Below are 26,889 nucleotides of genomic sequence, written 5' to 3'. Positions count from 1 at the left end.
GATCGTGTGGCGCGAGCGCGCTGCGCCGATGGCGGCCCGTGTCCGACGATGGTGATCGAAGCACCCGGGCGCGAATTGAGCCCCATCAACGGCGCCCGATCCCGCGCGGCGCCCCCGGGGCCCCCGCGTTGACGTGCATCAAGAGGGCTGCCGTGTGAAGGCAAACAATCATTGGCGAGGGTGCCAACAGCATGGAGTCGAGATGGCGATCGGGAGCGCGCGGGATGTTCGCGCCGACACGGGGTTCGCGCGCCTGGCGCTCGGGTTGGCGCTCGCCCTGTTGTCCGCGGTCGCACGGTCGCAGGATGCCGCCGGCGATCCGATCGCCGAACTCCGCGACGCGTTCAGCCGCACGGTCAGCGCTCGGGTGGACCCGCCACTGCAGGCCCGCGCCCGCTACGAGCAGTCGCTGGACGAGGCGCTCGGCGCGGACCGCCTCGCCACGCTGGCACCGCAGGCCGTGTTGCTGGCCGACCGGAACGATCATGTGCAGTCCCTCTTCGTGCTGCTCCGTGATCCGACGGGCCGGTGGGAGTGGCTCGGTGGGTCCCTGATTTCGACCGGGCGGGTCGGGGCGTTCGATCACTTCCGTACCCCCGTCGGCGTCTTCGAGCACGGCCCGGCCAACCCGGACTTCCGCGCGGAAGGCACCTACAACGAGAACCACATCCGCGGCTACGGCATGCGCGGGATGCGCGTGTTCGATTTCGGCTGGGTCGACGCGGAACGTGGCTGGGGCGGGGGCGGACGCAGCCCGATGCGGCTGCAGATGCACGCGACCGACCCCGACCTGCTCGAGCCGCGGCTCGGCCAGGCGATGTCCAAGGGCTGCATCCGGATCCCGGCGTCGTTGAACAGGCTTCTGGATCACCGCGGGATCCTCGATGCGGCTTACGACGAGGCGGTCGCGTCGGGAAGCCCCCAGTGGGTCTTGCGCGCCGACAGGGCGCCGGTGCCCTGGCCCGGTCGCTATCTGGTGATTGTCGACTCGGGCGCGACCGAGCGGCCGGAGTGGGCGATGCCGCGAGGAGCATCGCGCTGAACGCGTGGCGCAGACCGTTGCTGGCGGCGGCCATCGGGGTGGCCGCCGTCTTCGGCGTGCCGACGTTGCTGCGGCGCCTGCGGCGGCACTTCGCCTCGCGCGGCGCGGCGGCGCGGCAGCGCGCCCGGGTCGCGTCGCTCCAGGCCTGGGCGGTCTTCGAGAACACGAACGAGGGGATCATCGTCACCGATGCCGACGGCGTGATCCTGGCCGTGAACCCCGCGTTCACGTCGATCACCGGCTTCGACGCGTGCGACGCGATCGGCAAGCGCCCCGGCCTGCAGCATTCGGGTCGCCACGACAAGCGGTACTACCAGCAGATCTGGCACAGCCTGCTGACCACGGGCCAGTGGCAGGGCGAGATCTGGAACCGCCGCAAGTCCGGCGAGATCTACCCCGCGTGGGAGAACATCAGCTCGGTGCGGGACGAATGCGGAAAGTTGACGAACTTCGTCGCGATGCTGTCCGACATCACGCCGATCAAGCGGGCGGAGCAGCAGCTGTCGCACCTGGCGCATCACGACTCGCTCACCGACCTGCCGAACCGGCTGCTGTTTTCCGGACACCTGCAACAAAGCATCGACCGGGCGCGGCGCCATGGCCGCAGGGTGGGGTTGCTCTTCATCGACCTGGATCGCTTCAAGCGGATCAACGATTCGATGGGGCATGCCGCAGGCGACACCGTGCTGGTCGAAGTGGCGCGGCGCCTGCGCTCGACCGTGCGCAGCGAAGATCTGGTGGCCCGGCTCGGCGGTGACGAGTTCACCGTCGTGCTCGAGGATTTCGAACAGGGCGGGGTCGTCGCTGCCTTCGCGCAGAAGATCATCGCCGCGGTGTCGCGACCGCTGATGCTGGCCGGGCGCGAGGTGGTCGTCTCGGCGAGCGTGGGCATCGCGCTGTTCCCGGACGACGGCGAATCGATCGATGCGCTGACGAAGGCGGCCGATGCCGCGATGTACCGGGCCAAGGACCGCGGGCGCAACACCTTCGAGTTCTTCACGCGCGAGATCACCGAACGCGCGCTGGAAAGGCTGTCGATGGAGTCGGGCCTGCGATCGGCCATCGCGCGCGACGAGCTGCGGCTGCTCTACCAGCCGCAGTTCGACGCGACGACGGGGCGGTGCGTCGGCGTCGAGGCGCTGCTGCGCTGGCAGCATCCGCAGCAGGGCTTGCTGCTGCCGGACCGCTTCATTCCGATCGCCGAGGAAAGCGACCTCATCAATGCCATCGACGAGTGGGTGCTGCAACAGGCCTGCGCGCAGGCGAGCGCCTGGCTCGCGCTCGGGCTGCAGCCGGTGCGCGTGGCGGTCAACGTGTCCGGTCGCCACGTGCTGCACGACCACCTGGTGGAGCTGACGCGCGCCACGCTCGCGGCGAACCGCCTGTTGCCGTGTGGCGGCGTGATCGAGATCGAGATCACCGAGACCGTGCTGCAGTCGGTGGACCGCAGCGGCGAGGTGCTGCACGCGCTGCGTGCGCTCGGGGTGCTGATCGCGATCGACGATTTCGGCACCGGTTACTCGTCGCTGAGCATGCTCAAGCACCTGCCGGTCGACACGCTGAAGATCGACAAGATGTTCGTCGAGGGCCTGCGCGACGACGCGGACAGCCGTGCCATCGTCGCCGCGATGATCTCGATGGCGCACGCGCTCGGGGTGCGGGTGGTCGCCGAAGGGATCGAACTCGACAGCGACCTGTCCTTCCTGCGTGCCCACGGTTGCGACGAGGTCCAGGGCTTCGCGCTGGGCGCGCCGATGAGCGCCGAGTCGGTGACCGCGCTGCTGCGGGGCGCGCCGGCCGCCGTCCGCGGGCTTACACGGCGCGGGCCTTGACCCGCGAGCCGTCCTTCACGCCCGGAGGCGGGTAGACGATCACGCTGGCCCCCGGGGCCAGCCCGTCGCGGATCGACGCCTCGGTGGCATTGCGTTCGCCGACGCGGATCCCGACCAGGCGGGCGTGGCCCTGGTCCAGCACGAACGCCGCCATGCCGCCAGGGTGGCCGTCGTCCCCTTGCGGCGTCGGGAACACCGCGCTGACCGGCACCTTCACGGCGTTGGCGACCTCGGTCGTGACGATGCGCACGCCGACCCGAAAGCCGTCGCCGAGCGCGGCCCACTGCGTCGGCGGGCTGGTGATGTCGATCAGCACCTTGACCCGCTGCTCCTCCACGCCGAGCGCCGAGACCTTGGTGAACGCCGACGGCTCGACCAGGCGCACGCGGCCGTCGAGCAGGCCATCCCCGCCCCAGCGTTCGATCCGGACCCGGGTGCCGGGCGTGGCCCGCAGCGCATCGGTGGTCAGCAGCTCGGCGACGACCTCGAGCGCGCGGGTGTCGCCGATCTCGACCAGGGGCGCCCCGAGGACCACGGTCGTCTCGCTCGGCTGCACGACGCGCAGCACGCGCCCGGCGATCGGGGCGCGCACCGCGAAGGCCCGGTCGCGCGCGCCCGCGCCTGCCCGCACGGCCATCAGCGCGGCGGCGGCCTGTTCCAGCTCGTGGCCGGCGACGTGGCGTTCCTCGCGCGCCGCGTCCAGGTCCTTCTGCGCGGCCTGCACCGCCAGGCGATCGGTGTCGAGCTTGGTCGGCGACACGAAGCCGTCGCCGGCGAGTTGCTGGCTGCGACGCAACTCGTTCGTCGCCTGTGCGAGCGCGACCTGCGCGCCCTCGACGCGGGCGTTCACGCGCCGCACCTGCGCCTCGGCGACCTCGACCCGCAACTGCTGCTCGCGCAGCGTGCGTTCGTCCGTCATGGCCGGCAGGGCGGGCATAAGCGTCGCGACGACCGTGTCGGCATTGACAGGGTCGCCCTCGCGCAGCGCGATGCGTGCGAGCTGGCCCGCCAGCGGTGCCGAGACGACATAGCGGTCGCGCAGGCGAGTTTTGCCGTCTTCGTCGATCGTGGCCTCGAATCGCCCGGTCGTGACCTGCGCGACCTCCACCTCGATCGGGCGGGGCGCCAGCGCCCAGGCGGTGGCGGCCACGGCCAGCACGACGCCGACGCCGAGGGTGACCCCTGTGGTTTTCTTCATCTCACTCCCTCGTCTTCAATGCCGACACCATGTCGAGCCGGTCGATGCGCCGGCGCACCACCAGCGCACTGGCGGTACCGGCCGCGACCACGCACAGGGCCGCCCAGGCGCAGGTGCGCGCGCGCAGCACCGCCGGAAAGAAGAACTGGTCGGAGCGCAGCAGTTCGGTGATCAGGTGGGTGATCCCCCAGCCGAGCAGCATGCCCAGCGGCAGCGCGACCGCGACCACGATCGCCAGCTCGCCCATCAGCAGCGCCGAGACTTCTGCGCGCGTGAAGCCCAGCACCCGCAGGCTCGCCAACTCCCAGGCGCGCTCGGCGAGCGCGATGCGGGCGTTGTTGTAGACCACGCCGACCGCGATGACGCTCGCGAACGCACTGAGGATCGTGCTCATGATGCGCACGTTGCGCGCGCTGATCTCCTCCATGTTGCGCAGCATGGTGGCCTTGCTCCACGCGCCGGCGATGCGCGGCAGCGCCTTGCTGGCCTCGAGCACGCGGACTTCGCCGCCGCGCTGCGCGGCCAGGACGAATCCGGTCGAGACGTCGCCGTCGCCGAGCAGCCGGTCGAGCTCGCGGCGGTCCATGTAGGCGTTCAGACCCATCATCTCGCGCACCGTCGCGCGCACCGGCAGCTCGAGGACGCGCTCGCGGCCTTCGAGCACCTCGACGCGTACGGTGTCGCCCACGTGCAATCCGAGCTTGTCCGCCAGGCGATCCGTGAGCACCAGGCCCCGTCCCTCCAGCAGCGTCGCGCGCAGGTCCACGTCGATGACGCGGTACAGCTCGGCGCGGCCCGCGTAGCCGCGGATCATGCTGCGCTCCCGGCGGTGGCCGTGGACGAAGTTGACCGCCACGAACCGGGTCGACTCGACCTGCGTCACGCCCGGCAGCCGGGCCAGTTCGTGGCGCACCGCATCGTCAACCGGTTCGGCCGTCCAGACCGTCACGTCGCCGCGCAGGCTCAGGTTGAACTGCGAGTCGACGACGACGTCGATCGCGTCGCGAAAGAAGTTGCCGAGCATCACGATCGCGACGGCCGCCGCGACGCCGGCGATCGACAATGCCGTGCGCCACGGCTGCCGCTCCATGTTGCGCAGGATCATCCGCGTGGCCGGGGCGATCCGCCGCACGCCGAGCGTCTCGAGCAGCGTGTGGCGGTAGTGCGCCGGTGCCGGCGGGCGCATCGCCTCGGCCGGCGGCAGCCGCACTGTCGCGAAGATCGCGTTCAGCGTGCCCACGACCGCGGTCGCGATCGTGATGGCCGCACTCACGACGACCAGCCAGGGCGCGATCCGGTGCTCGAAGGTCGGGAAGCGGAACAGCTCGGCATAGAGGCCGGTCAGCAAGGTGCCGAGCCAGTCGCCGAGCCCGATCCCCAGCATCAGGCCGACCGCCACGATCAGCAGCACGAACTTCAGGTAGTGCAGCCCGATCGAGCGGTTCGGGTAGCCGAGCGCCTTGAGCGCGGCGATCTGCTCGCGCTGGGTCGCCACCAGGCGCGAGACCACGACGTTGAGCAGGAACGCCGCGACGCCGAGGAAGATCGCCGGCAGCAGCGTGCCCAGCACGCGCTGCTCCTTGATCTCGTTGTCCAGCATCGCGTGGGAGGTCTGCTCCGTGCGGCCGTGCGCCTCCCGGCCGCCGTAGCGGGAGAGCACGCGCGAGACCGCCGCGATCGCCGCGGGTTCGGACGCGCCGGGTGCGAGCTTCAGCGCGACGCGGTTGAACGCGCCCTGCATGTCGTAGGCGCCGGCCAGCGCGTCGCGGTCCAGCCAGAACACGCCGAAGCCGCGCGTGTCCGGCATGCCCCACAGGCCGGCGAAGATGAATTCGGGCGACAGCGCGGTGCCGACGATGACGAGCTCGCGTTGCCGGCCGTTGACCAGCGCCGACAGGCGCGCCCCCGGGACCAGGCCGTGCGCCTGCGCGAAGCCCTCCGACACGAGCGCCTCGAGGCTGCCGTCGGTGCGCGCGGCGTCGCCGCTGTCGAGCGCGCGGCCGCGGCTCACGGTCACGCGGTTCATGCGCGGCGCGACGCGGCGGTCGATGCCGATCAGCTGGCCGATGACCGGGTCGGACAGGCCCGGGATCTCGATCCGCACGACCTCCTCCAGCGTGGCCTGCACGTCGGCGACGCCGGGCACCTCGCGCAGCACCTCGACCAGGCTGTTGGGCGCGCGCTTGACCGCGGCGAACACGTCGGCGAAGCGGCCCTGCGCGTAGAAGCGATCGCGGGCCAGCGCGAGCGAATCCACGGCCGACAGGCTGGTGACGAACCCGCCGATGCCGCTGCCGACGACCAGCGCGATCGTCAGCGCCTGGCTCCACATCAGGCGCAGGTCGCGCAGCAGCTTGCGGTCGAGCGCCTTCACCAGGACAGCTCCGCCGGCTTGACCCGGTGCGCATTCGCCACCACGCGCTGGATGCGCCCATCGCCGAGGTACACGACGCGATCGGCCATGCCGGCGATCGCCGCGTTGTGGGTGATGACGATCGCGGTCGTGCCGAGCTCCTCGTTGATGTGGGCGATGACCTCGAGCACGAGCTTGCCGGTCTGGTAGTCGAGCGCGCCGGTCGGCTCGTCGCACAGCAGCACGTCGGGTCGCTTGACGATGGCCCGGGCGATCGCGACCCGCTGCTGCTCGCCGCCGGAGAGCTGGGCCGGGAAGTGATCGCGGCGCGGCGTCAGGCCGACCCGGTCGATCGCTTCGTCGGCCGGCATCGGGTTGTCGGCGATGTCGGTGACGAGCTGGACGTTCTCGCGCACCGTCAGGCTCGGGATCAGGTTGTAGAACTGGAACACGAAGCCGACATGGCGGCGCCGGAACGCCGTCAGCTCCGACTCGGTCGCGGCGCTCAGGTCCTGGCCGCCGAAGCTGACCCGTCCGGCGCTCGGCACGTCCAGGCCGCCGAGGATGTTCAGCAGCGTCGACTTGCCGCTGCCCGACGGGCCGAGCAGCACGATGAATTCGCCGCGCGCGACATCGAGATCGACGTCGCGCAGCGCCTGCACCTCGACCTCGCCGGTGCGGTAGGTCTTGGTCAGCCCGCGCACCTCGAAGACCCGGGCGTGGGTGGGATCGTTCATGCCGGGCGCGACAGGGCAGCGCGGGCGCGGCGGTCAGGTGCGCGCAGGCGGCCGGCCGACAGGCGCGCGGAGGCAGAGAAGCACATGGCGAGTGGGCGGTGCGCGCCACGAGGCGCGCACCGCCGTTCAACGAGTTGCGCTCATCGTATGAACAAGCCGGGCCGCCGCATTGACCGGCGTCAACGCGGCGCCGCCAGGCCGTCCAGGATCGGGCAGTCCGGCCGGTCGTCGCCGCGGCAGCAGCGAACGAGGTGCTCGAGCGCGACCTTCATCGCGAGGATTTCCGCCGCCTTCTGCTTCAGGTCCCTGATGTGCGCCTCGGCCAGCGCCTTGACCTGGCGGCTCGGCCGCTTCCGGTCCTGCCACAGGCTCACGAGCTGCGCGATCTCCGACAGCGAGAAGCCCAGGTCGCGCGCATGGCGGATGAAACGCAGCGTGTGCACGCCGGCGGGTTCGTACTGGCGGTAGCCCGCCTCGCTCCGACGCGCTTCGGGCAACAGGCCCAGTGCTTCGTAGTGCCGGATCATCTTGGCCGACACGCCCGAGGCCTTAGCCGCTTCGCCGATGTTCATCATGACCGCGCCCTGGATGCTGCTGCCGGACAAGTCTAGACCCCGGGGCATCGGCGGTGCCTTCTCGGCTATGCTGAATGATTGATGAACGACCGGAACGCACCGCCCGCCGCCCCCGACCCCCACGTCGAGGCGCCGGCGTTCCTGGCCGGCGGCGGCGAGATGGGCGCGCTGATGCGCGCTCACGACTGGGCGGCGTCCTCGCTCGGCCCGCCGGCGGCCTGGCCGCAGACGCTGCGGACGATGGTGCGCGTGTTGCTCAACACCGGCCATCCGATGTACATCTGGTGGGGGCCGGAACGGGCGTGCCTGTACAACGATGCCTACCGCCAGTCGATCGGGCCGGAGCGGCACCCGCAGTCGCTCGGCCGTCCGGCGCGCGAGGTCTGGGCCGAGATCTGGGACATCATCGACCCGCAGATCGAGCAGGTGATGTCGGGGGGCGGCGCGACCTGGCACGTCAACCAGCTCGTTCCGATCACCCGCAACGGGCGCCGGGAAGACGTCTACTGGACCTACAGCTACAGCCCGATCGACGACGAGCAGGCCGCCTCCGGCGTCGGTGGCGTGCTGGTGGTGTGCACCGAGACGACCGCGCACGTGCAGCTCGCGACGCAACTGCGCTCCGAGCGCGACCGCCTGTCGCAGCTGTTCGAGCAATCGCCCACGTTCATGGCGATGCTCGAGGGCCCGCAGCACCGCTTCGTCGCCGTCAACCCGGCCTACCGGCGGCTGATCGGTGACCGCGATCTGCTCGGCAAGACCGTGGCGCAGGCGCTGCCCGAGGTGGTCGGGCAGGGCTACGTCGAGCTGCTCGACCGCGTGTTCGCGACCGGCGAACCGTACATCGCGACCGAGGCGCCCTACGTGACGCCGGCGGCGGCAGGCAGTCCGTCGCCCGAGCGCTATGTCGACTTCGTCTACCAGCCGATCCGCCAGGAGGACGGCCGGATCAGCGGCATCTTCGTCAGCGGTGCGGACGTCACCGAGCGTGCGCTGGCCTTTGCGTCGGTGCGCCGCAGCGAGTCGCAGTTCCGGGTCGCGCTCAACGCCGGCCGGATGGGCTCCTGGGAGACCGACTACACCACCAACGTCCGGCGCTGGTCGGCCGAGGGCATGGCGCTGTTCGGTCTGTCGCTGCCGGGCGGCATCGGCCATGTGGGCGGCACGGACGACGAGTACATCGCCGCCATCCACCCCGAGGACCGGGAGACGGCGCGCCACTACCGCGAGCTCGCGCAGACGCAGGATTCGTTTCCCGCCGCCTACCGGGTCGTGCGCCCCGACGGCAAGGTGCTGTGGCTGGCCGGGCGCGGGCTGGTCACCGAGCGCGGGCCGCTGGGCGAGGCGCGCCGCCTCGTCAGCATCATGGCCGACACGACCGAGCAGCGCGCCGCCGACGAGCGGCTGCGCGTCGAGCGCGCGCGCCTCGGGCTGGCGATGAGCGCCGGCCAGATGGGCGCGTACGAGCTGGACATCGTCGAGGACCGGCTCTGGTGGTCGCCCGAGACCTACGCGCTGTTCGGCGTGACGCCGGAGACCTTCGTGCCCACGCGCGACAGCGTCGCTGCGCTGATCCACCCCGACGATCGCGACGAGTTCGTGCGCAGCCGGGCCGAGGCCATCGCGCGGCGGCGCCCGTTCGTCCACGAGTTCCGCACGCGTCGCCCCGACGGCACCGAGGCCTGGCTGTCCCATCGCGGCCAGGCCGAGTACGACGAGTTCGACCGCCCGGTGCGCAACTTCGGCATCACGATGGACATCACCGAGCGCCGCAAGGTCGAGCAGTTCCTGCGCGACGCCGACCGCCGCAAGGACAACTTCATCGCCACGCTGGCCCACGAGCTGCGCAACCCGCTGGCGCCGATCCGCAGTGCCGCGCACGCGCTGCACCAGGTCACGGTGCCCGACCCGCGCCTGGCCTGGTGCCGCGAGGTCATCGAGCGGCAGGTGGCCCACATGACGCGCCTGCTCGACGACCTGCTCGACCTGTCACGGCTGAACCGCGGCGAGCTGCGCCTGCGGCGCGAGGTGGTGAACCTGGCCGAGGCGCTCGAACATGCGCAGGAGATCGCCCAGCCGCTGGTCCTGGCCGGCGGGCACCGGCTGTCGGTGGACCTGGCCGATCGCGACCTCGCGATCGAGGGCGACATGACCCGGATGGCGCAGATCTTCTCGAACCTGCTGATCAACGCCGTCAAGTACACGCCCGGGGCGGGGCAGATCGAGGTGCGGCTCGCGCGCGACGGCGACGCGGCCGTCGTGAGCGTCAGCGACAGCGGCGTGGGCATCGCGCCGGAGAACCACGAGCGCATCTTCGAGATGTTCGGCCAGCTGCAGGCCGAGGGCGGGAACCAGGGCGGGCAGGGGATCGGCCTGGCGCTGACCAAGGCGCTGGTCGAGATGCACGGCGGCGGGATCTCGGTGCGCAGCCCCGGTCTCGGCCTGGGGAGCACGTTCAGCGTGCGCCTGCCGCTGCCGGCGGACGCGGCGCAGCGGCCCGCTCCCGCGGCGCCGGCAACGCTTCAATCCGATGGCGAACGCCGCTTGCGCGTGCTGATCGCCGACGACTCCACCGACATCGCCGACACGATCGCGCTGCTGCTCGAGGACCTCGGGCACGAGACGCGTGTGGCCTACGACGGCGAACAGGCGCTGGCGATGGCGGCCGAGTGGTCACCGGACGTGGCGCTGCTCGACCTCGGCATGCCCAAGCTCAACGGCTACGAGCTGTGCCGCCGCATCCGGCAGTTGCCCGGCGGCCCCGGCATGACCCTGATCGCGCAGACCGGCTGGGGCCAGGAGGAGCAGCGCCGTCGCACGACCGAGGCCGGTTTCGATCACCATGTGGTGAAGCCTGCCGACATCGACGATGTCGTCGCGTTGTTTCCGCGTGCCGGCCGCTGACGCGGGCCACCGCGTCCTCGTCGCAGGCAGCGCCTCTCAGGCCCGACCGCCGATCCGGCTGGCGATCGCCCGGCCCATGTCGGTCGTCGACGCTTGGCCGCCCAGGTCCGGCGTGTGCGGCCCCTCGATCAGCACGGCCTCGATCGCCCGGACGATCGCGTCGTGCGCGGCGCGCGCGCCGAGGAAGTCGAGCATCAGCGCGGCCGACCAGATCATCGCGACCGGGTTGGCGATGTTCCTGCCGTAGATGTCCGGCGCGGAGCCGTGCACCGGCTCGAACAGCGACGGGAAGTTGCGCTCCGGGTTCAGGTTGGCCGACGGCGCCAGGCCGATCGTGCCTGTGCAGGCGGGGCCGAGGTCGGACAGGATGTCGCCGAACAGGTTCGACGCCACCACCACGTCGAAGCGCGTCGGCTGCAGCACGAAGCGCGCCGAGAGGATGTCGATGTGCTGCTTGTCGACTGTCACGCCCGGGTAGCCGGCCGCGACGGCATCGGCCCGGCCGTCCCACCACGGCATGCTGATCGCGATGCCGTTCGACTTCGTCGCGACCGTCAGGTGCTTGCGCGGGCGCGACTGCGCCAGCTCGAACGCGTACTTCAGCACCCGGTCGGTGCCGTGGCGCGAGTACACCGACTCCTGGATCACGATCTCGCGCTCGGTGCCGGCGTACATCACGCCGCCGAGGTTGGTGTACTCGCCCTCGGTGTTCTCGCGCACGACGAAGAAGTCGATGTCGCCGGCCTTGCGGCCCGCGAGCGGACAGGGCACGCCTTCGAACAGGCGCACCGGGCGCAGGTTGATGTACTGGTCGAACTCGCGGCGGAACTTCAGCAGCGAGCCCCACAGCGAGACGTGGTCGGGCACGGTGGCCGGCCAGCCGACCGCGCCGAAGAAGATCGCGTCCATGCCCTCGAGCCGGGCCTTCCAGTCGTCCGGCATCATCTGGCCGTGCCGCGCGTGGTAGTCGCAACTGGCCCACTCGATGTGGGTGAACGCGAGATCGAGTTCGAACTGCTTCGCCGCCGCCTCGAGCACCCGCAGGCCTTCGGGCATCACTTCCTTGCCGATCCCGTCTCCGGGGATCACGGCGATCTTGAGCGGCTGGGTCATCGGGCGGGCCTCGCTGGACAGTGTCGGGAGAGCGAATGCTAGTCGCTCCCGCCGAACACGGTGTCGCGCCGGCCCGCCGCCGGAAGCGGAAGTCTCAGCGGGCGCTGCGCCGCCTGGCCGCGAGCGCCAGCAGGCCGAGGCCCGCGCCCATCAGGATGACCGTGGACGGCTCCGGAATGCCCGGGACCGGGGGAAACACTTCGTCCGCCGAGCCCTGCACCCCGACGGTGAAGCCGTTCCAGTATTCGTTGGTCGAACTGCGCCAGGTCAGCGTGTCGAATGCGCCGAGAAAGCGCAGCGTGCCGTGCGGCTCGCTGCCGCCGACGCCGTTGCTGTTGAGCTGGTACTCGAAGTGACCGTTGCCGAGATCGACGACCACCTTGCTGGCACCGCCGCAGCCCCAGTAGCCGCAGGCGTTGCCATCGACGCCACCCAGGCTGAGGAGTTCGAAGTCCTGGTCGAACGCGTAGCCGTTGCCGTTAAGGCTGGCGAACGCGAAGACCGGGTTGGCGATCGCCTGCGAGAAATTCAGGGTCTGGGTGCCGGCCCTGCTGAGCGCGACGATGTCCGTCCCGGTCGGCCGGTTGTCGACGGCCGCGCTCGTGTACGGGGAGGTGGCGCCCGAGCCGCCGACCCAGTAGTCGTTGCCGCCGCTCGTCTGGTAGAAGCCGATGCCGTTGGCGTTCGTGTACGTCACCGTGATGGTGGTGGTGTTGGTGGTGATCGTGCCCTGGCCCTGGAAGCCGGTGGTGGCGGTGTTCGTGCCGGTCCAGTCGGTCCAGAAGATCGGGTCGGCCATCGCCGATGGACTGCCGAGCGCGGCAAGGAGCGCACCGACGGAAAGGATGGCGTGGCCACGACAGTGGTTCATGGAAGGTTCTCCTCGTTGGTGTCGGACGTCGCGTGCACCCGGTGCAGGGCCGCGGGCTGTGATCGACGACCAACGTATCGGCGCACCATCACACTGTCAACTCTTCATTCTTGGGATGAGCGCACGCGGTAAGCTGATCGCCATCGCGCGGGCCCGGGCATGTCCCGGACGCGCTGAACACTGGTCCTCGAAAGGCTTGCACGCATGACCCGGACTTCTCTGACGGCCGTTGAAATCAAGGCGTTCGTCCCGGCGAAGGACTTCGCACGCTCGATCCGGTTCTACGAAGCGCTGGGCTTCACGTGCGCATCGGTCCACCAGGATGTCGCGTACTTCCGCTGCGGCGAGGCCAGCTTCCTGCTGCAGGACTTCTTCGTGCAGGCGCATGCCGACAACTTCCAGATGCACCTGCTGGTCGATGACGTGGACGCCTGGCACCAGGTCGCCACGACGGTGGCGACCGAGTTCGGCGTCCGGATCGGCGAGCCGGCAGATCGGCCGTGGGCGATGCGCGACTTCACGCTCTTCGATCCGAGTGGCGTGCTGTGGCGCATCGGCCAGAACATTCCGCGCCCGCTGACGCCATGACCCGACAACTGCGACGCCTGTTGGCGTTCACCTGGGCCGCGCCGTGTTCGCTGATCGGGCTGTGCTTCGGCGCGCTCGCGCTGATCGTCGGCGGCCGCGGCGCGCGCGTCGGCGGGGTACTCGAATTCTCGTTTCCAACGCACCACGGGCTCGGCCGGTCAATCGCCGCGCGCCTGCCCTTCGGTGCGATCACCTTCGGCCATGTCGTGGTCGGCACCGCTCCCGGTCAACTGGCGCTGCTGCGTGCCCACGAGCGTGTCCATGTGCGGCAGTACGAAATCCTCGGGCCGCTGTTCCTGGTGGCCTATCCGCTGGCCAGCATCCTGGCGGCCGCGCGCGGCCGACCGCCGTATCGCGGCAACTGGTTCGAGGTGCAGGCGCGCCGCGCGGTCGCCGCGGACGGCGGTGCGGCTGCGGGGCAGCACGGTGATTGAAGTTCAAAGGTCAGGCATGCAGATCCGCGCCATTCATCCCGCCGAAATCGAAGCGGCCCGCTTGCTGCTTCAGGCCAGCAACTGGGGGCAGCGAGTGGCCGATCCGCAGACGTTCGCGGCGCTGGTCGGTCGGTCCCAGATCGCGCTGGTCGCGGTGGAGGGTGACGTCGTCATCGGCTTCCTGCGTGCCTTGACCGACGGCATCTTCAACGGCTACATCTCGATGGTGGTCGTCGACGAGCGGCGACGGGGGCGGGGCGTGGGCACGGCGCTGGTCCAGGCGGCGATGGGGACGAAAGCGGAGATGACCTGGGTCCTTCGCGCTGGCCGGGATGGCGTCTCGGCGTTCTACGAGAAGCTGGGCTTCGCGCGGTCCGAGGTCGCGATGGAGAGACCGGGGCGGCGCGACTGAGCGACGCCGGATCACCGGCCGCCTCGGAACTGGCGTACCGTTCCACCTCGTCCACCACACAGTCCGCGCATGAACATACCGTCGACGCTGGCGCTCGCCGCCCTGATCAACGCCTCCGCCGCGGCCGGCGCCGTTGCCGCCCCTGGCGACCTGGAAAAGATGCGCTGGCTCGCCGGTTGCTGGCAGAGCCAGGACGCGGAACCAGGGTCCGTGGAGCAATGGACCGCCGCCGCGGGCGGGACGATGCTGGGGCTGAGCCGCACGGTCAAGCAGGGCCAGACGGTGTCGTTCGAGTTCATGCAACTGCGCGAGCTGCCGGATGGCCGGCTGGCCTTCATCGCGCAGCCGTCCGGTCGCAGCGCCACGGTCTTCCCGGCGCTGCGCCTGACCGAGGCGGAGGCGGCGTTCGAGAGCCCGACCCATGACTTCCCGCAACGCGTGGTCTATGCCCGCGACGGAGCGGAACGCCTGCGTGCCCGGATCGAGGGCCAGCGCAACGGCGCGCTGCGCACGATCGACTTCCCGATGGTGCGCGTCGCCTGCGATGCGCCCGCAGGCGCCGCGTCGAAATAGCATGCGGGCGACCGACCCCGTGCTGGTGCTGAACTGTGGCTCGTCGAGCATCAAGTTCGCGTTGTTCGACACGACCGCCGCGGGCGTCGCGCGCGAGCCGTTTTGGAAGGGCCAGATCGACGACGTGATCGGCGGCAGCGCTCGCATCCGGGAAACCGGTCGAGAAGCCGAGCACCTCGCGCTCGAGGCCGGGCATCCGTTTCTCGACGCGCTGCGCCACATCCGGGCGCGCGTGCTGGCGCAGCTCGACGGGCGGACGCTGCAGGCGGTGGCGCACCGGGTCGTGCACGGCGGCGCCAGGTACCTCGCACCCGCGCGGATCGATCGGACCGTGCTGGCCGACCTGCGCAGCTACATCCCGCTCGCGCCGCTGCACCAGCCGTTCGCGCTCGAGGCGATCGAGGCGCTGCTGGAGGCCAGCCCCGCACTGCCGCAGATCGCCTGTTTCGACACGGCGTTTCACCAGCACATGCCGCTCGTCGAACGCCTGTTGCCGCTGCCGCATTCCGCGTGGGAGCGCGGCCTGCGGCGCTACGGCTTCCACGGCCTGTCGTACGAGTACATGGCGGTCGCATTGCCCGAGCGGCACGGCACCTTGGCGCACGGACGCGTGATCGTCGCGCACCTGGGCAGCGGCGCCAGCCTGTGCGCGATGGACGGCCTGCAGAGCGTCGCGACGACGATGGGCTTCTCCGCGCTCGACGGCCTGATGATGGGCACGCGCTGCGGCTCGCTCGATCCCGGCGTGCTGCTCTACCTGCTCGAGGTCGACGGCCTGTCGCCGAAGGCGCTCGGTCAGATGCTCTACCACGAGGCCGGGCTGCTCGGCGTGTCGGGCCGCTCGGCCGACCCGCGCGACCTGCTCGCGCACGAAGCGCAGGACGCGCAGGTGCGGGACGCGCTGGCGCTGTACGTGCGCCGCATCGTCCGCGAGATCGGTGCCTTGACGGCCGTGCTGGGCGGGCTCGACCTGCTGGTCTTCACGGCCGGCATCGGCGAGCACAACGCACAGATGCGCGCGCGCATCTGTGCCGAGCTGGGCTTCCTGGACGTGCGCCTCGACGCGGCGGCGAATGCGGCCCACGCGTCGACGATCTCGCGTGCGGGCGATCGCGTCACCGTCGCGGTGGAACCGACCAACGAAGAGTGGATCGCCGCGCGCCACGCGCTGGCGCTCGTCGCCCCGTCCGACGCACCCGCCTGATCAGGCGCGGTCGGCCGGGTTCCAGCGCCAGTCGCGGATCTCGGGCAGGTCGTCGCCGTGCTCGGCGATGTAGGCCTTGTGGCGCGCGATCGTCGCCCGATGCCATTCGGTCGCAGCCGGGATCTGATCGGCCAGGCGCGGCACGCGCCGGACGACATCGAGCGCGAGGCTGTAGCGGTCCAGGTCGTTGAGGACCACCATGTCGAACGGCGTGGTCGTCGTGCCTTCCTCGCGGTAGCCGCGCACATGGAGGTTGGCGTGGTTGTGGCGCCGGTACGCGAGCTTGTGGATCAGCGACGGGTAGCCGTGGAAGGCGAAGATCACCGGCTTGTCGCGCGTGAACAGCGCGTCGAACGCGTCGTCGTCGAGCCCGTGCGGGTGCTCGCCGGGCGGCTGCAGCACCATCAGGTCGACCACGTTGACGACGCGCACGCGCAGGTCGGGCGCCAGTTCGCGCAGCACGGTCACGGCGGCGAGCGCTTCGACCGTCGGCACGTCGCCGGCGCAGGCGATCACGACATCCGGCTCGCCCGCGCCGGGTTCGCTGCCGGCCCAGTTCCAGATGCCCGCGCCGGCCGCGCAGTGGGCCGCGGCAGCGTCGATGTCCAGCCACTGCCACTCCGGCTGCTTGCCGGCGACGATCACGTTGATGTAGTGGCGGCTGCGCAGGCAGTGGTCGGCCACCGACAGCAGGCAGTTCGCGTCGGGCGGGAGGTAGATGCGCACCACGTCGGACTTCTTGTTGGCCACGTGGTCCATGAAGCCCGGGTCCTGGTGCGAGAAGCCGTTGTGGTCCTGGCGCCAGACGTGCGAGGTGAGCAGGTAGTTCAGCGACGGGATCGGCTGGCGCCAGGCCACCTGGCGGCTGACCTTGAGCCACTTGGCGTGCTGGTTCAGCATCGAGTCGACGATGTGGATGAAGGCCTCGTAGCACGAGAACAAGCCGTGGCGCCCGGTCAGCAGGTAGCCCTCGAGCCAGCCCTGGCACAGGTGCTCGCTGAGGATCTCCATCACGCGGCCATCGTGGCGCAGGTTCGTGTCGACGTCCGTCACGCTCGCCATCCACGCCTTGGGGGACACCGTGTAGACCGCATCGAGCCGGTTCGACGCGGTCTCGTCCGGCCCGAAGACGCGGAAGTTCGCGCTCGCGAGGTTGCGCGCCATCACGTCGCGCACGAACCGGCCGAGCACCCGGGTCGACTCGGCGCGCACGCCGCCCGGCGTGACCACCTTCACAGCGTGCGTGCGGAAGTCCGGCATCACCAGCGGCTGGCAGACGGCGCCGCCGTTCGTGTGCGGGTTGCAGCCCATGCGCTGGACGCCGACCGGGGCCAGCGCCGCGAGCTCGGGGATCAGCGCGCCGTCGGCGTCGAACAGTTCGTCGGGTCGGTAGCTGCGCAGCCAGTCGCTCAGCTGGCCGAGATGCTCGTCCGACTGGAGGTCGGCCAGCGGCACCTGGTGCGAGCGCCACGTGCCCTCGACCGGCAGGCCGTCGACGGTCTTCGGCCCGGTCCAGCCTTTCGGCGTGACGAGCACGATCATCGGCCAGCACGGCAGGGCGGGGGGCGTCGCGGCGTCGCCGCCGCGCGCCGTCGCCTGGATCTGCCGGATGCGTGCGTGCGCCGTGTCCAGCGCGGCGGCGAGCGCGCGGTGGACCTGCGCGGGATCGTCGCCCTCGACGAACAGCGGTTCGTGGCCGTAGCCGGTCAGCAGCGCCGTCAAGGCCTCGCGGCCGATCCGCGCCAGCACGGTCGGGTTGGCGATCTTGAAGCCGTTGAGGTGCAGGATGGGCAGCACCGCCCCGTCGCGGCCCGGATCGAGGAACTTGTTGGCATGCCAGCTGCCGGCGAGCGGCCCGGTCTCCGCCTCGCCGTCGCCGATCACGCACGCGACGATCAGGTCCGGGTTGTCGAAGGCGGCGCCGTACGCGTGCGCCAGCGAATAGCCGAGCTCGCCCCCTTCGTGGATCGAGCCCGGGGTTTCGGGTGCCACGTGGCTCGGGATGCCGCCCGGCCAGGAGAACTGGCGGAACAGCTTCAGCATGCCGTCCCGGTTGCGCGCGATGCCCGGGTAGTGCTCGGTGTAGGAGCCCTCCAGGTACGTGTTCGCGACGATGCCCGGCCCGCCGTGTCCGGGGCCGACCACCATCAGCATGTTCAGCCCATGCTGCTTGATCAACCGGTTCAGGTGCACGTAGACGAGGTTCAGCCCCGGCGTCGTGCCCCAGTGACCGAGCAGTCGCGGCTTGACATCGGCGTGGGCCAGCGGCGTCTCGAGCAGCGGGTTCGCCTGCAGGTAGATCTGCCCGACGGACAGGTAGTTCGCGGCGCGCCAGTACGCGTCGATCTTGCGGAACAGGTCGTCGTCCAGCATGCTCATGCCGGCGTTCACGCGCCTGCGCAGGTCGCGACGCTGCTCACCAGCGTGAACAGGATCAGGCCGCTGATCAGCCGCGGCGCCGCGAAGCCGTTGACCGCGTCGAGCCGGCAGCGAAGGGCAAACAGCGGTCCGCGCTGTGCGTCGCACAGGTCGAGGTGGTTGCGCAGCGCCGCCAGTTCGAGGGCCGACGTGTCCACGGAGCCTCCGAAGGACGAGGTTTTCCAGAATTGGCGATTGCGGGAGGACGTAGGCATCTGAGGGGTGTTCCGGTAGGGGTTCGAACGGGGCACCCTGGGCGTGCCCGACGGCCTGTGCGGCCGTGTGGGGGCAACCGAAAACAGCGGCAACGCGAGTTGGCGTGCTGCGGCAGTATGCGCCATCAGATCAGCGGCTGCCGCGGGAGCGAGATCGTGAAGACGCAGCCGGTGCCCGGCAGGTCGGTCACGCAGAGGGTGCCGCCGTCGGCTTCGACGCTCTGACGCGCGATCGACAGGCCGAGCCCGAGGCCGCTCCGGTTCTTGCCGGACTGGCTGAACGGCTTGAACAGGCGTTCGGCCGCGCCCGTGGGCAGGCCGCCGCAGTTGTCCTGCACCTCGATCAGCACGCGGTCGTCTGCGGCGCGAGCGGTCAGCGTGATCTGCGAACAGGGGTGGGTGAACTTGAAGGCGTTCTGCAGCAGGTTCGTCAGCGCGGCGGCCAGCAGCAGCCGATTGCCGACCACGCCGAGCAGCGGATCGACGAACGGCACCCTCAGCGTGCAGCCGCTCGTGCCCGCGTAGAGGGCGGCGGTCACCTGCGCGTCGGCGACGAAGGCGGCTACCGAGAAGGAATCCCGCGTCGGGATGTCGGCGCTGAGACGCACTTCGGCGAGCGACTGTTTCAGCAGTGCCGACATGGCCGCCAGGCTGCGCTTGAGCACCGCGGACGTCGAGCCGCCCATGCCCAGCTTGCCCGACTCGAGCGCGATGTAGGCGAGCGTCGCGACCTGGACGTGGTTGCGAAACTCGTGGATCAGGAAGCCCAGGCGCTGGTTCTCGCGAGCGGAGCTCTCGCTCGCGACCGTGACCTCTTTCTGCGCCGCGAAGGACGACACCGCATCGGCGATCGCGTTGTCCAGGCAGCGGTTCAGCGTGCGGAATTCGTCCACGCCGAACGGGGCCTCGCGTTCGAAAGCCAGATCGGTGATCGCCTGGCAGAGATCGCCGTAGTCATGGACCACCTGGTCGACGGAGTACCCGACTTCCAGCAGCGCCTTGCCGTGGGCGGCGGCGCTGATGCCCATCTCCGACAGCGCCTGGCTGTCGCCGCCGGAGGCGCCGGAAATGCTCAGGCTCTCGCCGGTTTCGCCCGCGTCCTCGGCCGCGAGCGTGCGCGTCAACTGGTCCAGGAAGAGCGGAATGCCATTGGAGGTCTGATGCTCCGCCCCGTCGCGCGCGCGCAGCGCCACCTTTGCCCGGCAGCGGGCAATCAGTTCTTCGCGGTTATCGGCCAGGAAATGGAACAAGGGGTGGGCTCTTTGATGGCGAGCGTTCGCGTGGGCGTGGGTACCAGTGACCATAGCGGGCAATGCGTGCGGCATCTGTTCGCTAGCGCACCCTCGGGCGGCCCGGCCGGTGTGTTCGTTAGCGAACATACAAACCGTCCGGCGCGCCTACACTTCAAGACGTCCCGCCACTCAGGAGCCGCGCATCGGTGCTCTGCCAGACCCCCGAAGGAACCAGTTGCTGGCGGCGCTGCCGCCCGAAGAGTGGCAGCGCTGGGAACCGCGGCTGGAAGCCGTCGACATGCCGCTGGGCACTGTCCTTTACGAGCCCGGCATCACGCTGAGCCACGTCTACTTCCCGACCACCGCGATCGTCTCGTTGCTCTACGTGATGGAGAACGGCGCGTCGGCCGAGATCGCCGTGGTCGGGCGCGAGGGCGTCGTCGGCATTTCGATCTTCATGGGCGGCGGCTCGACGCCGAGCCGCGCCGTGGTCCAGAGCGCGGGCGAGGGCTACCGCATCTCCGCGAACTTCATCAAGGACGAGTTCGCGCGCACGCCGGTGCTGCATCTGCTGCTGCGCTACACCCAGGCGCTGATCACGCAGATGGCCCAGATGGCGGTGTGCAACCGCCACCATTCGCTCGACCAGCAGCTGTGCCGCTGGCTGCTGCTGAGCCTCGACCGGCTACAGGGTCACGAACTGGTCATGACGCAGGAGCTGATCGCCAACATGCTCGGGGTGCGCCGCGAGGGCGTAACCGAGGCGGCGCTGAAGCTGCAGTCGGCCGGGACGATCCGCTACGCCCGCGGGCGGATCACGGTGCTGGACCGCCAGGCGCTCGAAGCGCGCACCTGCGAGTGCTACGCCGTCGTCAAGAAGGAATACGACCGGCTGCTGCCGGCGGTGACGGCGGCCTGACGCCCGACGCCAGCCAGCGCTGTGTGCGCTGGCAGACGGTGAGCGCCCCGCGCCCGACCCAGACTCTGCGGGTCGCAGAGCACCCCGTCCAGCACCCCCTTCGGCATGTGCAGCGTGCAGCCTGCGATGTTGAGGAGTTGCATTGACCGCTGCCGAGAATCACCTGATCGAACTGCTGCCGCCCCGCGACCGGGAGCGCCTGCTGGCCCGTTGCGAGCCGTTCGCGCTCCGGCTGGGCGACGTGATCTACGAGCCCGGGATGGTCACGACCCACGCCTACTTCCCGGTCGAGAGCTTCATCTCGCTGGTCACCGTCATCGACGGCTCGCCGGGGCTGGAGGTCGGCATGGTCGGGCGCGAGGGCATGCTCGGCTGCAACCTCGCGCTCGACGTCGCCACGACGCCTTTCCGGGCGCTGGTGCAGGGGCCTGGCCTGGCGCGGCGCATCGGCATGAAGCCATTCCGGGCCGAGCTGGCGCGCAGCCCGATGCTGCAGCGCACGGTCGGCCGCTACGTGCACGTGCTGATGGCACAGATCGCGGGTTCGTCGGCCTGCCTGCACTACCACCAGATCAGCCCCCGGCTGGCGCGCTGGCTGCTGATGAGCCAGGACCGGGCGCACGCCAGCGCGTTCCACGTCACCCATGAATTCCTCGCGCTGATGCTGGGCGTGCGCCGCGTCGGCGTCACGACCGCAGCGATCGCGCTGCAGCGCGCCGGGCTGATCGACTACCGGCGGGGCGAAATGATCGTGCTCGACCGCGCCGGGCTGGTCGGGGTCGCCTGCGGTTGCTACCGGGCCCAGCAGGGCAACTACGAGACCCTGCTCGGCCACGCGCCGGTCGCCGTGCCTTGAGAATCGGGGTCGTGGCTCCACTTGGCAGCCATGGACTCGAAACCCCTGAACATCGCGTGTGCCCACTGCCTGGCGACCAACCGGGTGCCGGCCGACCGGCTCGCCGACGACCCCGTCTGCGGCCGCTGCGGCCAGGCGCTGCTCGACGGCCGGCCGGTCACGCTGACCGACGCCAACTTCGACCGCTTCACGCAGCACACCGATCTGCCGGTGCTGGTGGACTTCTGGGCGCCGTGGTGCGGCCCGTGCGTCGGCATGGCGCCGCATTTCGACCAGGCCGCGCGCCAGCTGAAAGGCCATGCGCTGCTCGTGAAGGTCGACAGTGACGACAATCCGGCGACGTCGGCGCGCTTCGGCATTCGCAGCATCCCGACGCTGGTGCGGCTGACGGGCGGCCGCGAGACCTCGCGCCGGACCGGCGCCCTGCAGGCTCCGCAGATCGTCGCGCTGGTACGCTGACGCCCGCTGACTTCAACGTTGTAAGGAAGGACGACCCATGCCCGACTACCGCAAGACCCCCGAGGCGATCGCCGCGCTGACACCGGAGCAGTTCCGCGTGACGCAGCAGAACGCGACCGAGCGCCCCGGCACCGGCGAGTACCTCGACAACCATGAGCCCGGCATCTATGTCGACATCGTGTCCGGCGAACCGCTGTTCGCCTCGAGCGACAAGTTCGAGTCCGGCTGCGGCTGGCCGAGCTTCACCAAGCCGATCGCGCCGGCCCACATCAACGAACTGCGCGACACGGCGTACGGGATGGTGCGCACCGAGGTGCGCTCGGTGCACGGCGACAGCCACCTCGGCCACGTGTTCCCGGACGGCCCGGTCGACCGCGGCGGCCTGCGCTACTGCATCAACTCGGCCTCGTTGCGCTTCGTGCCGCGCGACGAGATGGAAGCCGCGGGTTACGGCGCCTTTCTGGACCAGGTGGAGGAGGTGAGATGAGTCAAGAGCGTGCGGTACTCGCCGGCGGCTGTTTCTGGGGCATGCAGGACCTGATCCGCCGCTACCAGGGTGTGATCTCGACACGCGTGGGCTACTCGGGCGGCGACGTGCCGAACGCCACCTATCGGAACCACGGCACCCATGCCGAGGCGATCGAGATCGTCTTCGATCCGGCGCAGCTGAGCTTTCGTCAGCTGCTCGAGTTCTTCTTCCAGATCCATGACCCGACGACGCCGAACCGCCAGGGCAATGACCGCGGCCTGAGCTACCGCTCGGCGATCTTCTACACCAGCGACGAGCAGAAGCGCGTGGCGCTCGACACCATCGCCGATGTCGAAGCCTCGGGCCTGTGGCCCGGCAAGGTCGTGACCGAGCTCGCGCCCGCCGGGCCGTTCTGGCAGGCCGAGCCGGAGCACCAGGACTACCTGGAGCGCATCCCGAACGGCTACACCTGCCACTTCATCCGTCCCGACTGGAAGCTGCCGGCGCGCCAGCGCTGACGGCGCGTCGAACGGGTGAATGTCGCCGCCTCGAAGGCGGCGCTTTCCTACAGGCGTCGCGCGCCCGCCTGCCCGAGACTGGGCAGGAACCGGAGCGACGCCATGAACCTTTCCTTCTTGCCCAAGCCTCCGCCGCCCGATCCCGGCTGGCTGCGCAGCTTCACCCTTCACCTCGTCGAGCTCGCACCCAAACTCGACGTCGTGACCGCGATGACGTTCGCGCGGCATGCGTTCGACGCGATGTTCCTGCTGCCGCCGAACGAAGCCGCCGAGATCTGGGACGAGACGATGACCTGTCGCATCGTCAGCTGGCGCAGCCTGCACTGAGATGGTCGCGACCGCGGTGGCGAACCCCGATCGCGTGGTCCACTCGGCGTCGGCGTCGGGACCCGCCGTGTTCCACGACGCGCGCGGCAGCGCCCGCGCGGCGGGCCACGACACCACGACCAAGCTGAACATCGCCCGCGGGCTGGCCCGCCTGATCGGGGTCGAGCTGGCGCTGGACAGCGACGCGCGCACCGTGATGGCGCCGTCGCTGGTGGTGCCGTCCGACACGATCACGAGCCTCGCCGAAGCGCGCCGGCTCGGCATCGGCGACGCGTCGCAGCTGTTCGGCGGCGTCGTGCCGCAGGCCTACATCGCCACGAAGGTCATCAGCCACCCGTTGCTGCATGCCGGCGCCGCCGCCCCGCCCGGCTGGTGCGCGGCGTTCGGCGAGCGCGTCCGCGACGTGGTGCTCGCGGGCTGGACCGCGTTCTCGCTCGCCGACGCGCAGCGCGCCGGCGAGGCCTTGCTGGCCGGTGGCGCGGTGCGCGTGAAGTCGCCCAGCGGTGTCGGCGGGGCGGGGCAGCACGTCGTGCGCGACGCGGCGTCCCTGCGCGCGTGCCTCGACGGCATCGGTGCCGAGGCGATCGCCGAGGAAGGCATCGTGCTCGAACGCAACCTCGCGCAGGTGATCACGCACAGCGTCGGCCAGGTGCAGGTCGGGTCGCACGTCGCGAGCTATGTCGGCACGCAGCGGCTGGTGTGCAACCACCACGGGCACGAGGTCTACGGCGGTTCCGACCTCCAGGTCGTGCGCGGCGGGTTCGACGCCCTGGCGGCGCAGCCGTTCGCCGCCGCGCAGCGCCGGGCGATCGCGCAGGCGCTCGCCTTCCACCGCGCCGCGCTCGACTGCTTCGGCGGCATGCTCGCGACGCGCAGCAACTACGACGTGGCCGAGGGCGTGGACGAGGCCGGCACGCTCTGCATGGGTGTGCTCGAGCAATCGTGGCGCATCGGCGGTGCGTCGGGCGCGGAACTGCTCGCGCTGCAGGCGTTCGCGGACGATCCGGCGCTCGACCGCGTCCGGGCCTCCACGCACGAGGTCTACGGCGAGTCGACGGCACTGCCCGCCGGCGCATTCGTCAGCTTCGACGGGATGGACGATGCCGGCACGGGCCGCCTGCTGAAGTACGCGGTGGTGGCGCGCGATGACCGGCTCGCATGACGAGGCCGTCGAGATCCGTGTCGAAGACGACGCGATCTCCGGCACCTTCGTCACGCCGGGCACGCTGGTGCCGGGCGTGCTGTTCGTGCACGGCTGGGGCGGCAGCCAGCAGCAGTATCTCGCGCGGGCCCGCGAAGTGGCGGCGCTGGGCTGCGTCTGCCTGACCTTCGACCTGCGCGGCCATGCGCAGACGCGCGGCCAGTACGAGACCGTGACGCGCGAACAGAACCTGAGCGACGTGCTCGCCGCCTACGACACGCTGATCTCGCGCCGCCATGTCGATCCGGGCAGCGTCGCGGTGATCGGCAGCAGCTATGGCGGCTACCTCGGCTCGGTGCTGACCTCGATGCGGCAGGTCAAGTGGCTCGCGCTGCGCGCGCCCGCGCTCTACATCGACACCGATTGGGACAGCCCCAAATTGCGTCTGCACCAGCAGCAGGACCTGAAACACTACCGGCGCAGCGTCGTGCCGGCGACCGACAACCGCGCACTGCGCGCCTGTCGCGAGTTCGGCGGCGACGTGCTGCTGATCGAATCCGAGCACGACGCGATCATCCCGCAGGCCGTTCTCACCAGCTACCGTGAGGCCTGCACGCACGCGCGTTCGCTGACCTACCGCTGCCTGCAGGGCGCCGACCACGGCCTGACCGCCGACGCGGACCAGCGCGCGTACACGCAGCTGCTGGTGTCGTGGCTCGGCGAGATGGTGTCCGGGGCGCGCGCCCCGCCGGCTGCGTCGCGCGGTCGCGAAAGCGGTGCGGATGCGGCCGGGCCGGAGACGCCGCCAGGCGCCGAGTAGCGCGGGCCGGCGCCGCCGACCGACTCAGCTGTTGTCGAGCGCGGGCGCCTGCGACAGATCGGCGTCGACGTTCATCAGCACGCTGGCGAGTTCCAACGTCTTCCAAAGATGCGCGGGCATCTGCAGGATCGCGTCCGGCGTGCGCGCGCTGGCTACCCAGGCGCGGATCTCGGCGTGCTGAGGCGCGGTGAGCAGGGCCCGGTGCCGCATCTCGTCGAGGGTGTTCATCGTGCGCTCAGGCGGCCGGGGCAGGGGACGCGCGCAGTTCGCGCAGGCGGGCGGCCGCTTCCTTCTTGCCCATCGAACGCAGCGAGGCGATGGCCGCGAGGTGGGACGCACGCGGGCGTGCCGTGCCGGCCTCCCAGTTGTAGACCGACTGGCCCGACGCGCCGACCAGCAGCCCGCAGTCGGCCGCCGACAAGGCCAGCCGCTTGCGCTGCGAGGCCAGGCCCTTGGCGCTGAAGCGCGTCGGCTTGACGGCTGCTTCGCGCGCCGCCGGCACCGCCTTGCCGACGGCACGGGTGAGTCCCTTGACCTCGCGTTCGAGGTCTTGTGCGCGCCGTTTCAACGCGGCGATTTCCGCGCGGTAGGCGGCCGAGGCCTTTTTCAGCGCGGCGAGTTCGTTGCGGATCTCCTTGCGGGCCACGCGAACGATTTCATCCTTGAAGACGGAAGCGATATTTGGCATCTTGGGATTGTGCAACGAAGCCGTCAGCGGTAGGCGTTCCAAATTGGCGAGTGTGCGTCGCCTGCTACAACGGCGCCAGGATACCGGTCGACGTGGCCTCGGCGGCGAGTTGGCCGTTGGCGTTGTAGAGCGCCGCCTCCATGAACGCGATGCGCTTGCCGCGCCGGATCACCCGACCCTCGACCGTGCCCTCGCCGGGACCGACCTTCTCGTAGAAGCTCACCTTGATCTCGAGGCTGAAGACGGTCTGCGTGTGGCCGGTGTCGTGGATCACTGCGTGGGCCATCGCGGCGTCGAGCCAGGCGGTGATGAAGCCGCCCTGCGCGATCGTGCCGTTGGTGTGGCAATACTCGCGCCGCACCGTGAACGTGGCGCTCGCGACCTTGCGTTGCGCGTCCCAGCCGGTCACGCGGAAGTTGCCCATCGACTCGCTCAGGGCCTGGCCGGAGCGGATGCGCGCATCCAGGTCGTCGTCCATCGATTCGCCTCGTTGGTGAAGAAGACGACGATTCTCGGTCAGGTCGACGACCGGTCCGGCGCTTGGCCACAATACGGCGCGGCCGCCGGCCGCCCACACCACCCACGGAGACCCATCCCGCATGTTCTCGCACATCATGATCGGCACCAACGACCTCGACCGGGCCAAGTCCTTCTACGATTCATTGCTGGGCACGCTCGGCGTGCCGCCCGGCTTCGTCGACCGGCATCGCATCTTCTGGCGCTCGCCCACCGGCGTGTTCGCGGTCAGCCGCGCGATCAACGGGGAACCGGCGTGCCCGGCCAACGGCGGCACGATCGGCTTTGCGTGCCAGTCGCCGGAGCAGGTCGACGGTTGGCACGCGGCCGGCCTGGCCGCCGGCGGCACGACCTGCGAAGAGCCGCCCGGCGTGCGCGAGGGCGTGGGCGGCCGGCTCTACCTGGCCTACCTGCGCGATCCGGACGGCAACAAGCTCTGCGCGATGCACCGCCTGCCGAAGGCCTGAGGCAGTCG

29 protein-coding genes are annotated in these 26,889 nt (G+C 70.4%); 17 read left to right on the top strand and 12 right to left on the bottom strand.

Features of this window, described 5'->3' with window-relative positions:
* Positions 1-202: 202 nt before the first annotated feature.
* Positions 203-1,042: a L,D-transpeptidase gene (locus ASC76_RS05920; RefSeq protein WP_235580367.1), complete on the top strand. Its 840-nt coding sequence runs from the start codon at positions 203-205 to the stop codon at positions 1,040-1,042.
* Positions 1,012-2,874 carry a bifunctional diguanylate cyclase/phosphodiesterase gene (locus ASC76_RS05915; protein ID WP_056463919.1) on the top strand — a complete coding sequence of 621 codons (1,863 nt, stop codon included), beginning with the start codon at positions 1,012-1,014 and terminating at the stop codon, positions 2,872-2,874. Before ASC76_RS05920 ends, ASC76_RS05915 begins: the two co-directional genes overlap by 31 nt.
* Here the strand turns inward: ASC76_RS05915 and ASC76_RS05910 are convergent.
* The 4 genes from ASC76_RS05910 to cueR all read right to left on the bottom strand — a co-directional run bounded on the left by ASC76_RS05910 (position 2,855) and on the right by cueR (position 7,785).
* A complete protein-coding gene (locus tag ASC76_RS05910; protein WP_056463916.1) occupies positions 2,855-4,072 on the bottom strand; it encodes an efflux RND transporter periplasmic adaptor subunit in 1,218 nt (405 codons plus the stop codon). The genes ASC76_RS05915 and ASC76_RS05910 overlap by 20 nt on opposite strands.
* Before the next feature lies 1 nt (position 4,073).
* Entirely contained in the window at positions 4,074-6,446 is a 2,373-nt protein-coding gene (locus ASC76_RS05905) for an ABC transporter permease (RefSeq protein ID WP_056463915.1), read from the bottom strand.
* Positions 6,443-7,162, bottom strand: a complete 720-nt coding sequence (locus ASC76_RS05900) for an ABC transporter ATP-binding protein (RefSeq protein WP_056463913.1) — start codon at positions 7,160-7,162, stop codon at positions 6,443-6,445. Before ASC76_RS05900 ends, ASC76_RS05905 begins: the two co-directional genes overlap by 4 nt.
* Positions 7,163-7,341: 179 nt before the next feature.
* Positions 7,342-7,785: a Cu(I)-responsive transcriptional regulator gene (gene cueR / locus ASC76_RS05895; protein ID WP_235580366.1), complete on the bottom strand. Its 444-nt coding sequence runs from the start codon at positions 7,783-7,785 to the stop codon at positions 7,342-7,344.
* Between the two features lie 33 nt (positions 7,786-7,818).
* Here cueR and ASC76_RS05890 point away from each other — a divergent pair, with 33 nt between their 5' ends.
* Positions 7,819-10,641 carry a PAS domain-containing protein gene (locus tag ASC76_RS05890; protein ID WP_056463911.1) on the top strand — a complete coding sequence of 941 codons (2,823 nt, stop codon included), beginning with the start codon at positions 7,819-7,821 and terminating at the stop codon, positions 10,639-10,641.
* A gap of 36 nt (positions 10,642-10,677) precedes the next feature.
* Here ASC76_RS05890 and ASC76_RS05885 read toward each other — a convergent pair whose 3' ends face one another.
* Together ASC76_RS05885 and ASC76_RS05880 are read right to left on the bottom strand one after the other, a co-directional pair.
* Positions 10,678-11,754, bottom strand: coding sequence for a tartrate dehydrogenase (locus tag ASC76_RS05885; protein WP_056463909.1), 1,077 nt, complete (start codon positions 11,752-11,754; stop codon positions 10,678-10,680).
* 94 nt (positions 11,755-11,848) lie between these two features.
* Complete coding sequence (locus ASC76_RS05880) at positions 11,849-12,625, bottom strand: PEP-CTERM sorting domain-containing protein (protein WP_056463907.1); 777 nt, start codon at positions 12,623-12,625, stop codon at positions 11,849-11,851.
* A 204-nt stretch (positions 12,626-12,829) separates the two neighbouring features.
* On the opposite strand from ASC76_RS05880, the gene ASC76_RS05875 reads away from it, so the two are divergent.
* From ASC76_RS05875 to ASC76_RS05855, 5 genes are all read left to right on the top strand, one after another.
* Positions 12,830-13,213, top strand: a complete 384-nt coding sequence (locus tag ASC76_RS05875; RefSeq protein WP_056463906.1) for a VOC family protein — start codon at positions 12,830-12,832, stop codon at positions 13,211-13,213.
* Entirely contained in the window at positions 13,210-13,647 is a 438-nt protein-coding gene (locus ASC76_RS05870) for a hypothetical protein (protein WP_056463904.1), read from the top strand. Before ASC76_RS05875 ends, ASC76_RS05870 begins: the two co-directional genes overlap by 4 nt.
* 16 nt (positions 13,648-13,663) lie before the next feature.
* A complete protein-coding gene (locus ASC76_RS05865; RefSeq protein ID WP_056463902.1) occupies positions 13,664-14,059 on the top strand; it encodes a GNAT family N-acetyltransferase in 396 nt (131 codons plus the stop codon).
* Positions 14,060-14,128: 69 nt separating this feature from the next.
* On the top strand, positions 14,129-14,632 hold the full coding sequence (locus ASC76_RS05860) for a DUF6265 family protein (protein ID WP_056463900.1): 504 nt from the start codon (positions 14,129-14,131) through the stop codon (positions 14,630-14,632).
* 1 nt (position 14,633) lies between these two features.
* Complete coding sequence (locus ASC76_RS05855; protein ID WP_056463898.1) at positions 14,634-15,836, top strand: acetate/propionate family kinase; 1,203 nt, start codon at positions 14,634-14,636, stop codon at positions 15,834-15,836.
* Here the strand turns inward: ASC76_RS05855 and ASC76_RS05850 are convergent, their stop codons facing one another.
* The 3 genes from ASC76_RS05850 to ASC76_RS05840 all read right to left on the bottom strand — a co-directional run bounded on the left by ASC76_RS05850 (position 15,837) and on the right by ASC76_RS05840 (position 19,794).
* The gene (locus ASC76_RS05850; protein ID WP_056466946.1) at positions 15,837-18,215 is read right to left on the bottom strand and encodes a phosphoketolase; all 2,379 of its coding nucleotides are present in this window, start codon (positions 18,213-18,215) and stop codon (positions 15,837-15,839) included.
* An 8-nt stretch (positions 18,216-18,223) separates the two neighbouring features.
* Positions 18,224-18,412 carry a hypothetical protein gene (locus ASC76_RS05845; RefSeq protein ID WP_056463896.1) on the bottom strand — a complete coding sequence of 63 codons (189 nt, stop codon included), beginning with the start codon at positions 18,410-18,412 and terminating at the stop codon, positions 18,224-18,226.
* A 182-nt stretch (positions 18,413-18,594) separates the two neighbouring features.
* Positions 18,595-19,794: a sensor histidine kinase gene (locus ASC76_RS05840; RefSeq protein ID WP_371262085.1), complete on the bottom strand. Its 1,200-nt coding sequence runs from the start codon at positions 19,792-19,794 to the stop codon at positions 18,595-18,597.
* 109 nt (positions 19,795-19,903) lie between these two features.
* Between ASC76_RS05840 and ASC76_RS05835 the strand changes: the two genes are divergently transcribed.
* The 8 genes from ASC76_RS05835 to ASC76_RS05800 all read left to right on the top strand — a co-directional run bounded on the left by ASC76_RS05835 (position 19,904) and on the right by ASC76_RS05800 (position 25,210).
* Positions 19,904-20,620: a Crp/Fnr family transcriptional regulator gene (locus ASC76_RS05835; protein WP_157615642.1), complete on the top strand. Its 717-nt coding sequence runs from the start codon at positions 19,904-19,906 to the stop codon at positions 20,618-20,620.
* Positions 20,621-20,762: 142 nt separating this feature from the next.
* Positions 20,763-21,476, top strand: coding sequence for a Crp/Fnr family transcriptional regulator (locus ASC76_RS05830; protein ID WP_056463891.1), 714 nt, complete (start codon positions 20,763-20,765; stop codon positions 21,474-21,476).
* 30 nt (positions 21,477-21,506) lie between these two features.
* Positions 21,507-21,935: a thioredoxin TrxC gene (gene trxC, locus ASC76_RS05825; RefSeq protein WP_157615334.1), complete on the top strand. Its 429-nt coding sequence runs from the start codon at positions 21,507-21,509 to the stop codon at positions 21,933-21,935.
* 37 nt (positions 21,936-21,972) lie between these two features.
* Positions 21,973-22,422, top strand: a complete 450-nt coding sequence (msrB, locus tag ASC76_RS05820) for a peptide-methionine (R)-S-oxide reductase MsrB (RefSeq protein WP_056463888.1) — start codon at positions 21,973-21,975, stop codon at positions 22,420-22,422.
* Positions 22,419-22,922, top strand: coding sequence for a peptide-methionine (S)-S-oxide reductase MsrA (gene msrA, locus ASC76_RS05815; RefSeq protein ID WP_056463883.1), 504 nt, complete (start codon positions 22,419-22,421; stop codon positions 22,920-22,922). Before msrB ends, msrA begins: the two co-directional genes overlap by 4 nt.
* A gap of 102 nt (positions 22,923-23,024) precedes the next feature.
* Complete coding sequence (locus tag ASC76_RS05810; RefSeq protein ID WP_157615332.1) at positions 23,025-23,249, top strand: hypothetical protein; 225 nt, start codon at positions 23,025-23,027, stop codon at positions 23,247-23,249.
* Between the two features lies 1 nt (position 23,250).
* Entirely contained in the window at positions 23,251-24,411 is a 1,161-nt protein-coding gene (locus tag ASC76_RS05805) for a DUF3182 family protein (RefSeq protein WP_056463877.1), read from the top strand.
* On the top strand, positions 24,395-25,210 hold the full coding sequence (locus ASC76_RS05800) for a S9 family peptidase (protein ID WP_056463873.1): 816 nt from the start codon (positions 24,395-24,397) through the stop codon (positions 25,208-25,210). The genes ASC76_RS05805 and ASC76_RS05800 overlap by 17 nt, the downstream gene beginning before the upstream one ends.
* Before the next feature lie 24 nt (positions 25,211-25,234).
* On the opposite strand, the gene ASC76_RS05795 is transcribed toward ASC76_RS05800, so the two are convergent.
* The 3 genes from ASC76_RS05795 to ASC76_RS05785 all read right to left on the bottom strand — a co-directional run bounded on the left by ASC76_RS05795 (position 25,235) and on the right by ASC76_RS05785 (position 26,376).
* On the bottom strand, positions 25,235-25,438 hold the full coding sequence (locus tag ASC76_RS05795) for a hypothetical protein (RefSeq protein WP_056463869.1): 204 nt from the start codon (positions 25,436-25,438) through the stop codon (positions 25,235-25,237).
* A 7-nt stretch (positions 25,439-25,445) separates the two neighbouring features.
* Entirely contained in the window at positions 25,446-25,898 is a 453-nt protein-coding gene (locus tag ASC76_RS05790) for a DNA-binding transcriptional regulator (RefSeq protein ID WP_056463864.1), read from the bottom strand.
* 64 nt (positions 25,899-25,962) lie between these two features.
* A complete protein-coding gene (locus ASC76_RS05785) occupies positions 25,963-26,376 on the bottom strand; it encodes a PaaI family thioesterase (protein WP_056463862.1) in 414 nt (137 codons plus the stop codon).
* A gap of 121 nt (positions 26,377-26,497) precedes the next feature.
* On the opposite strand from ASC76_RS05785, the gene ASC76_RS05780 reads away from it, so the two are divergent.
* The gene (locus tag ASC76_RS05780) at positions 26,498-26,881 is read left to right on the top strand and encodes a VOC family protein (RefSeq protein WP_056463859.1); all 384 of its coding nucleotides are present in this window, start codon (positions 26,498-26,500) and stop codon (positions 26,879-26,881) included.
* Positions 26,882-26,889: the final 8 nt, after the last annotated feature.

It is taken from the genome of Rhizobacter sp. Root404, from assembly GCF_001425865.1.
Classification (GTDB): domain Bacteria; phylum Pseudomonadota; class Gammaproteobacteria; order Burkholderiales; family Burkholderiaceae_C; genus LMDS01.
The sequence above is the reverse complement of the archived record's forward strand: the minus strand, read 5'-3'. Positions and strand labels throughout refer to the sequence as shown.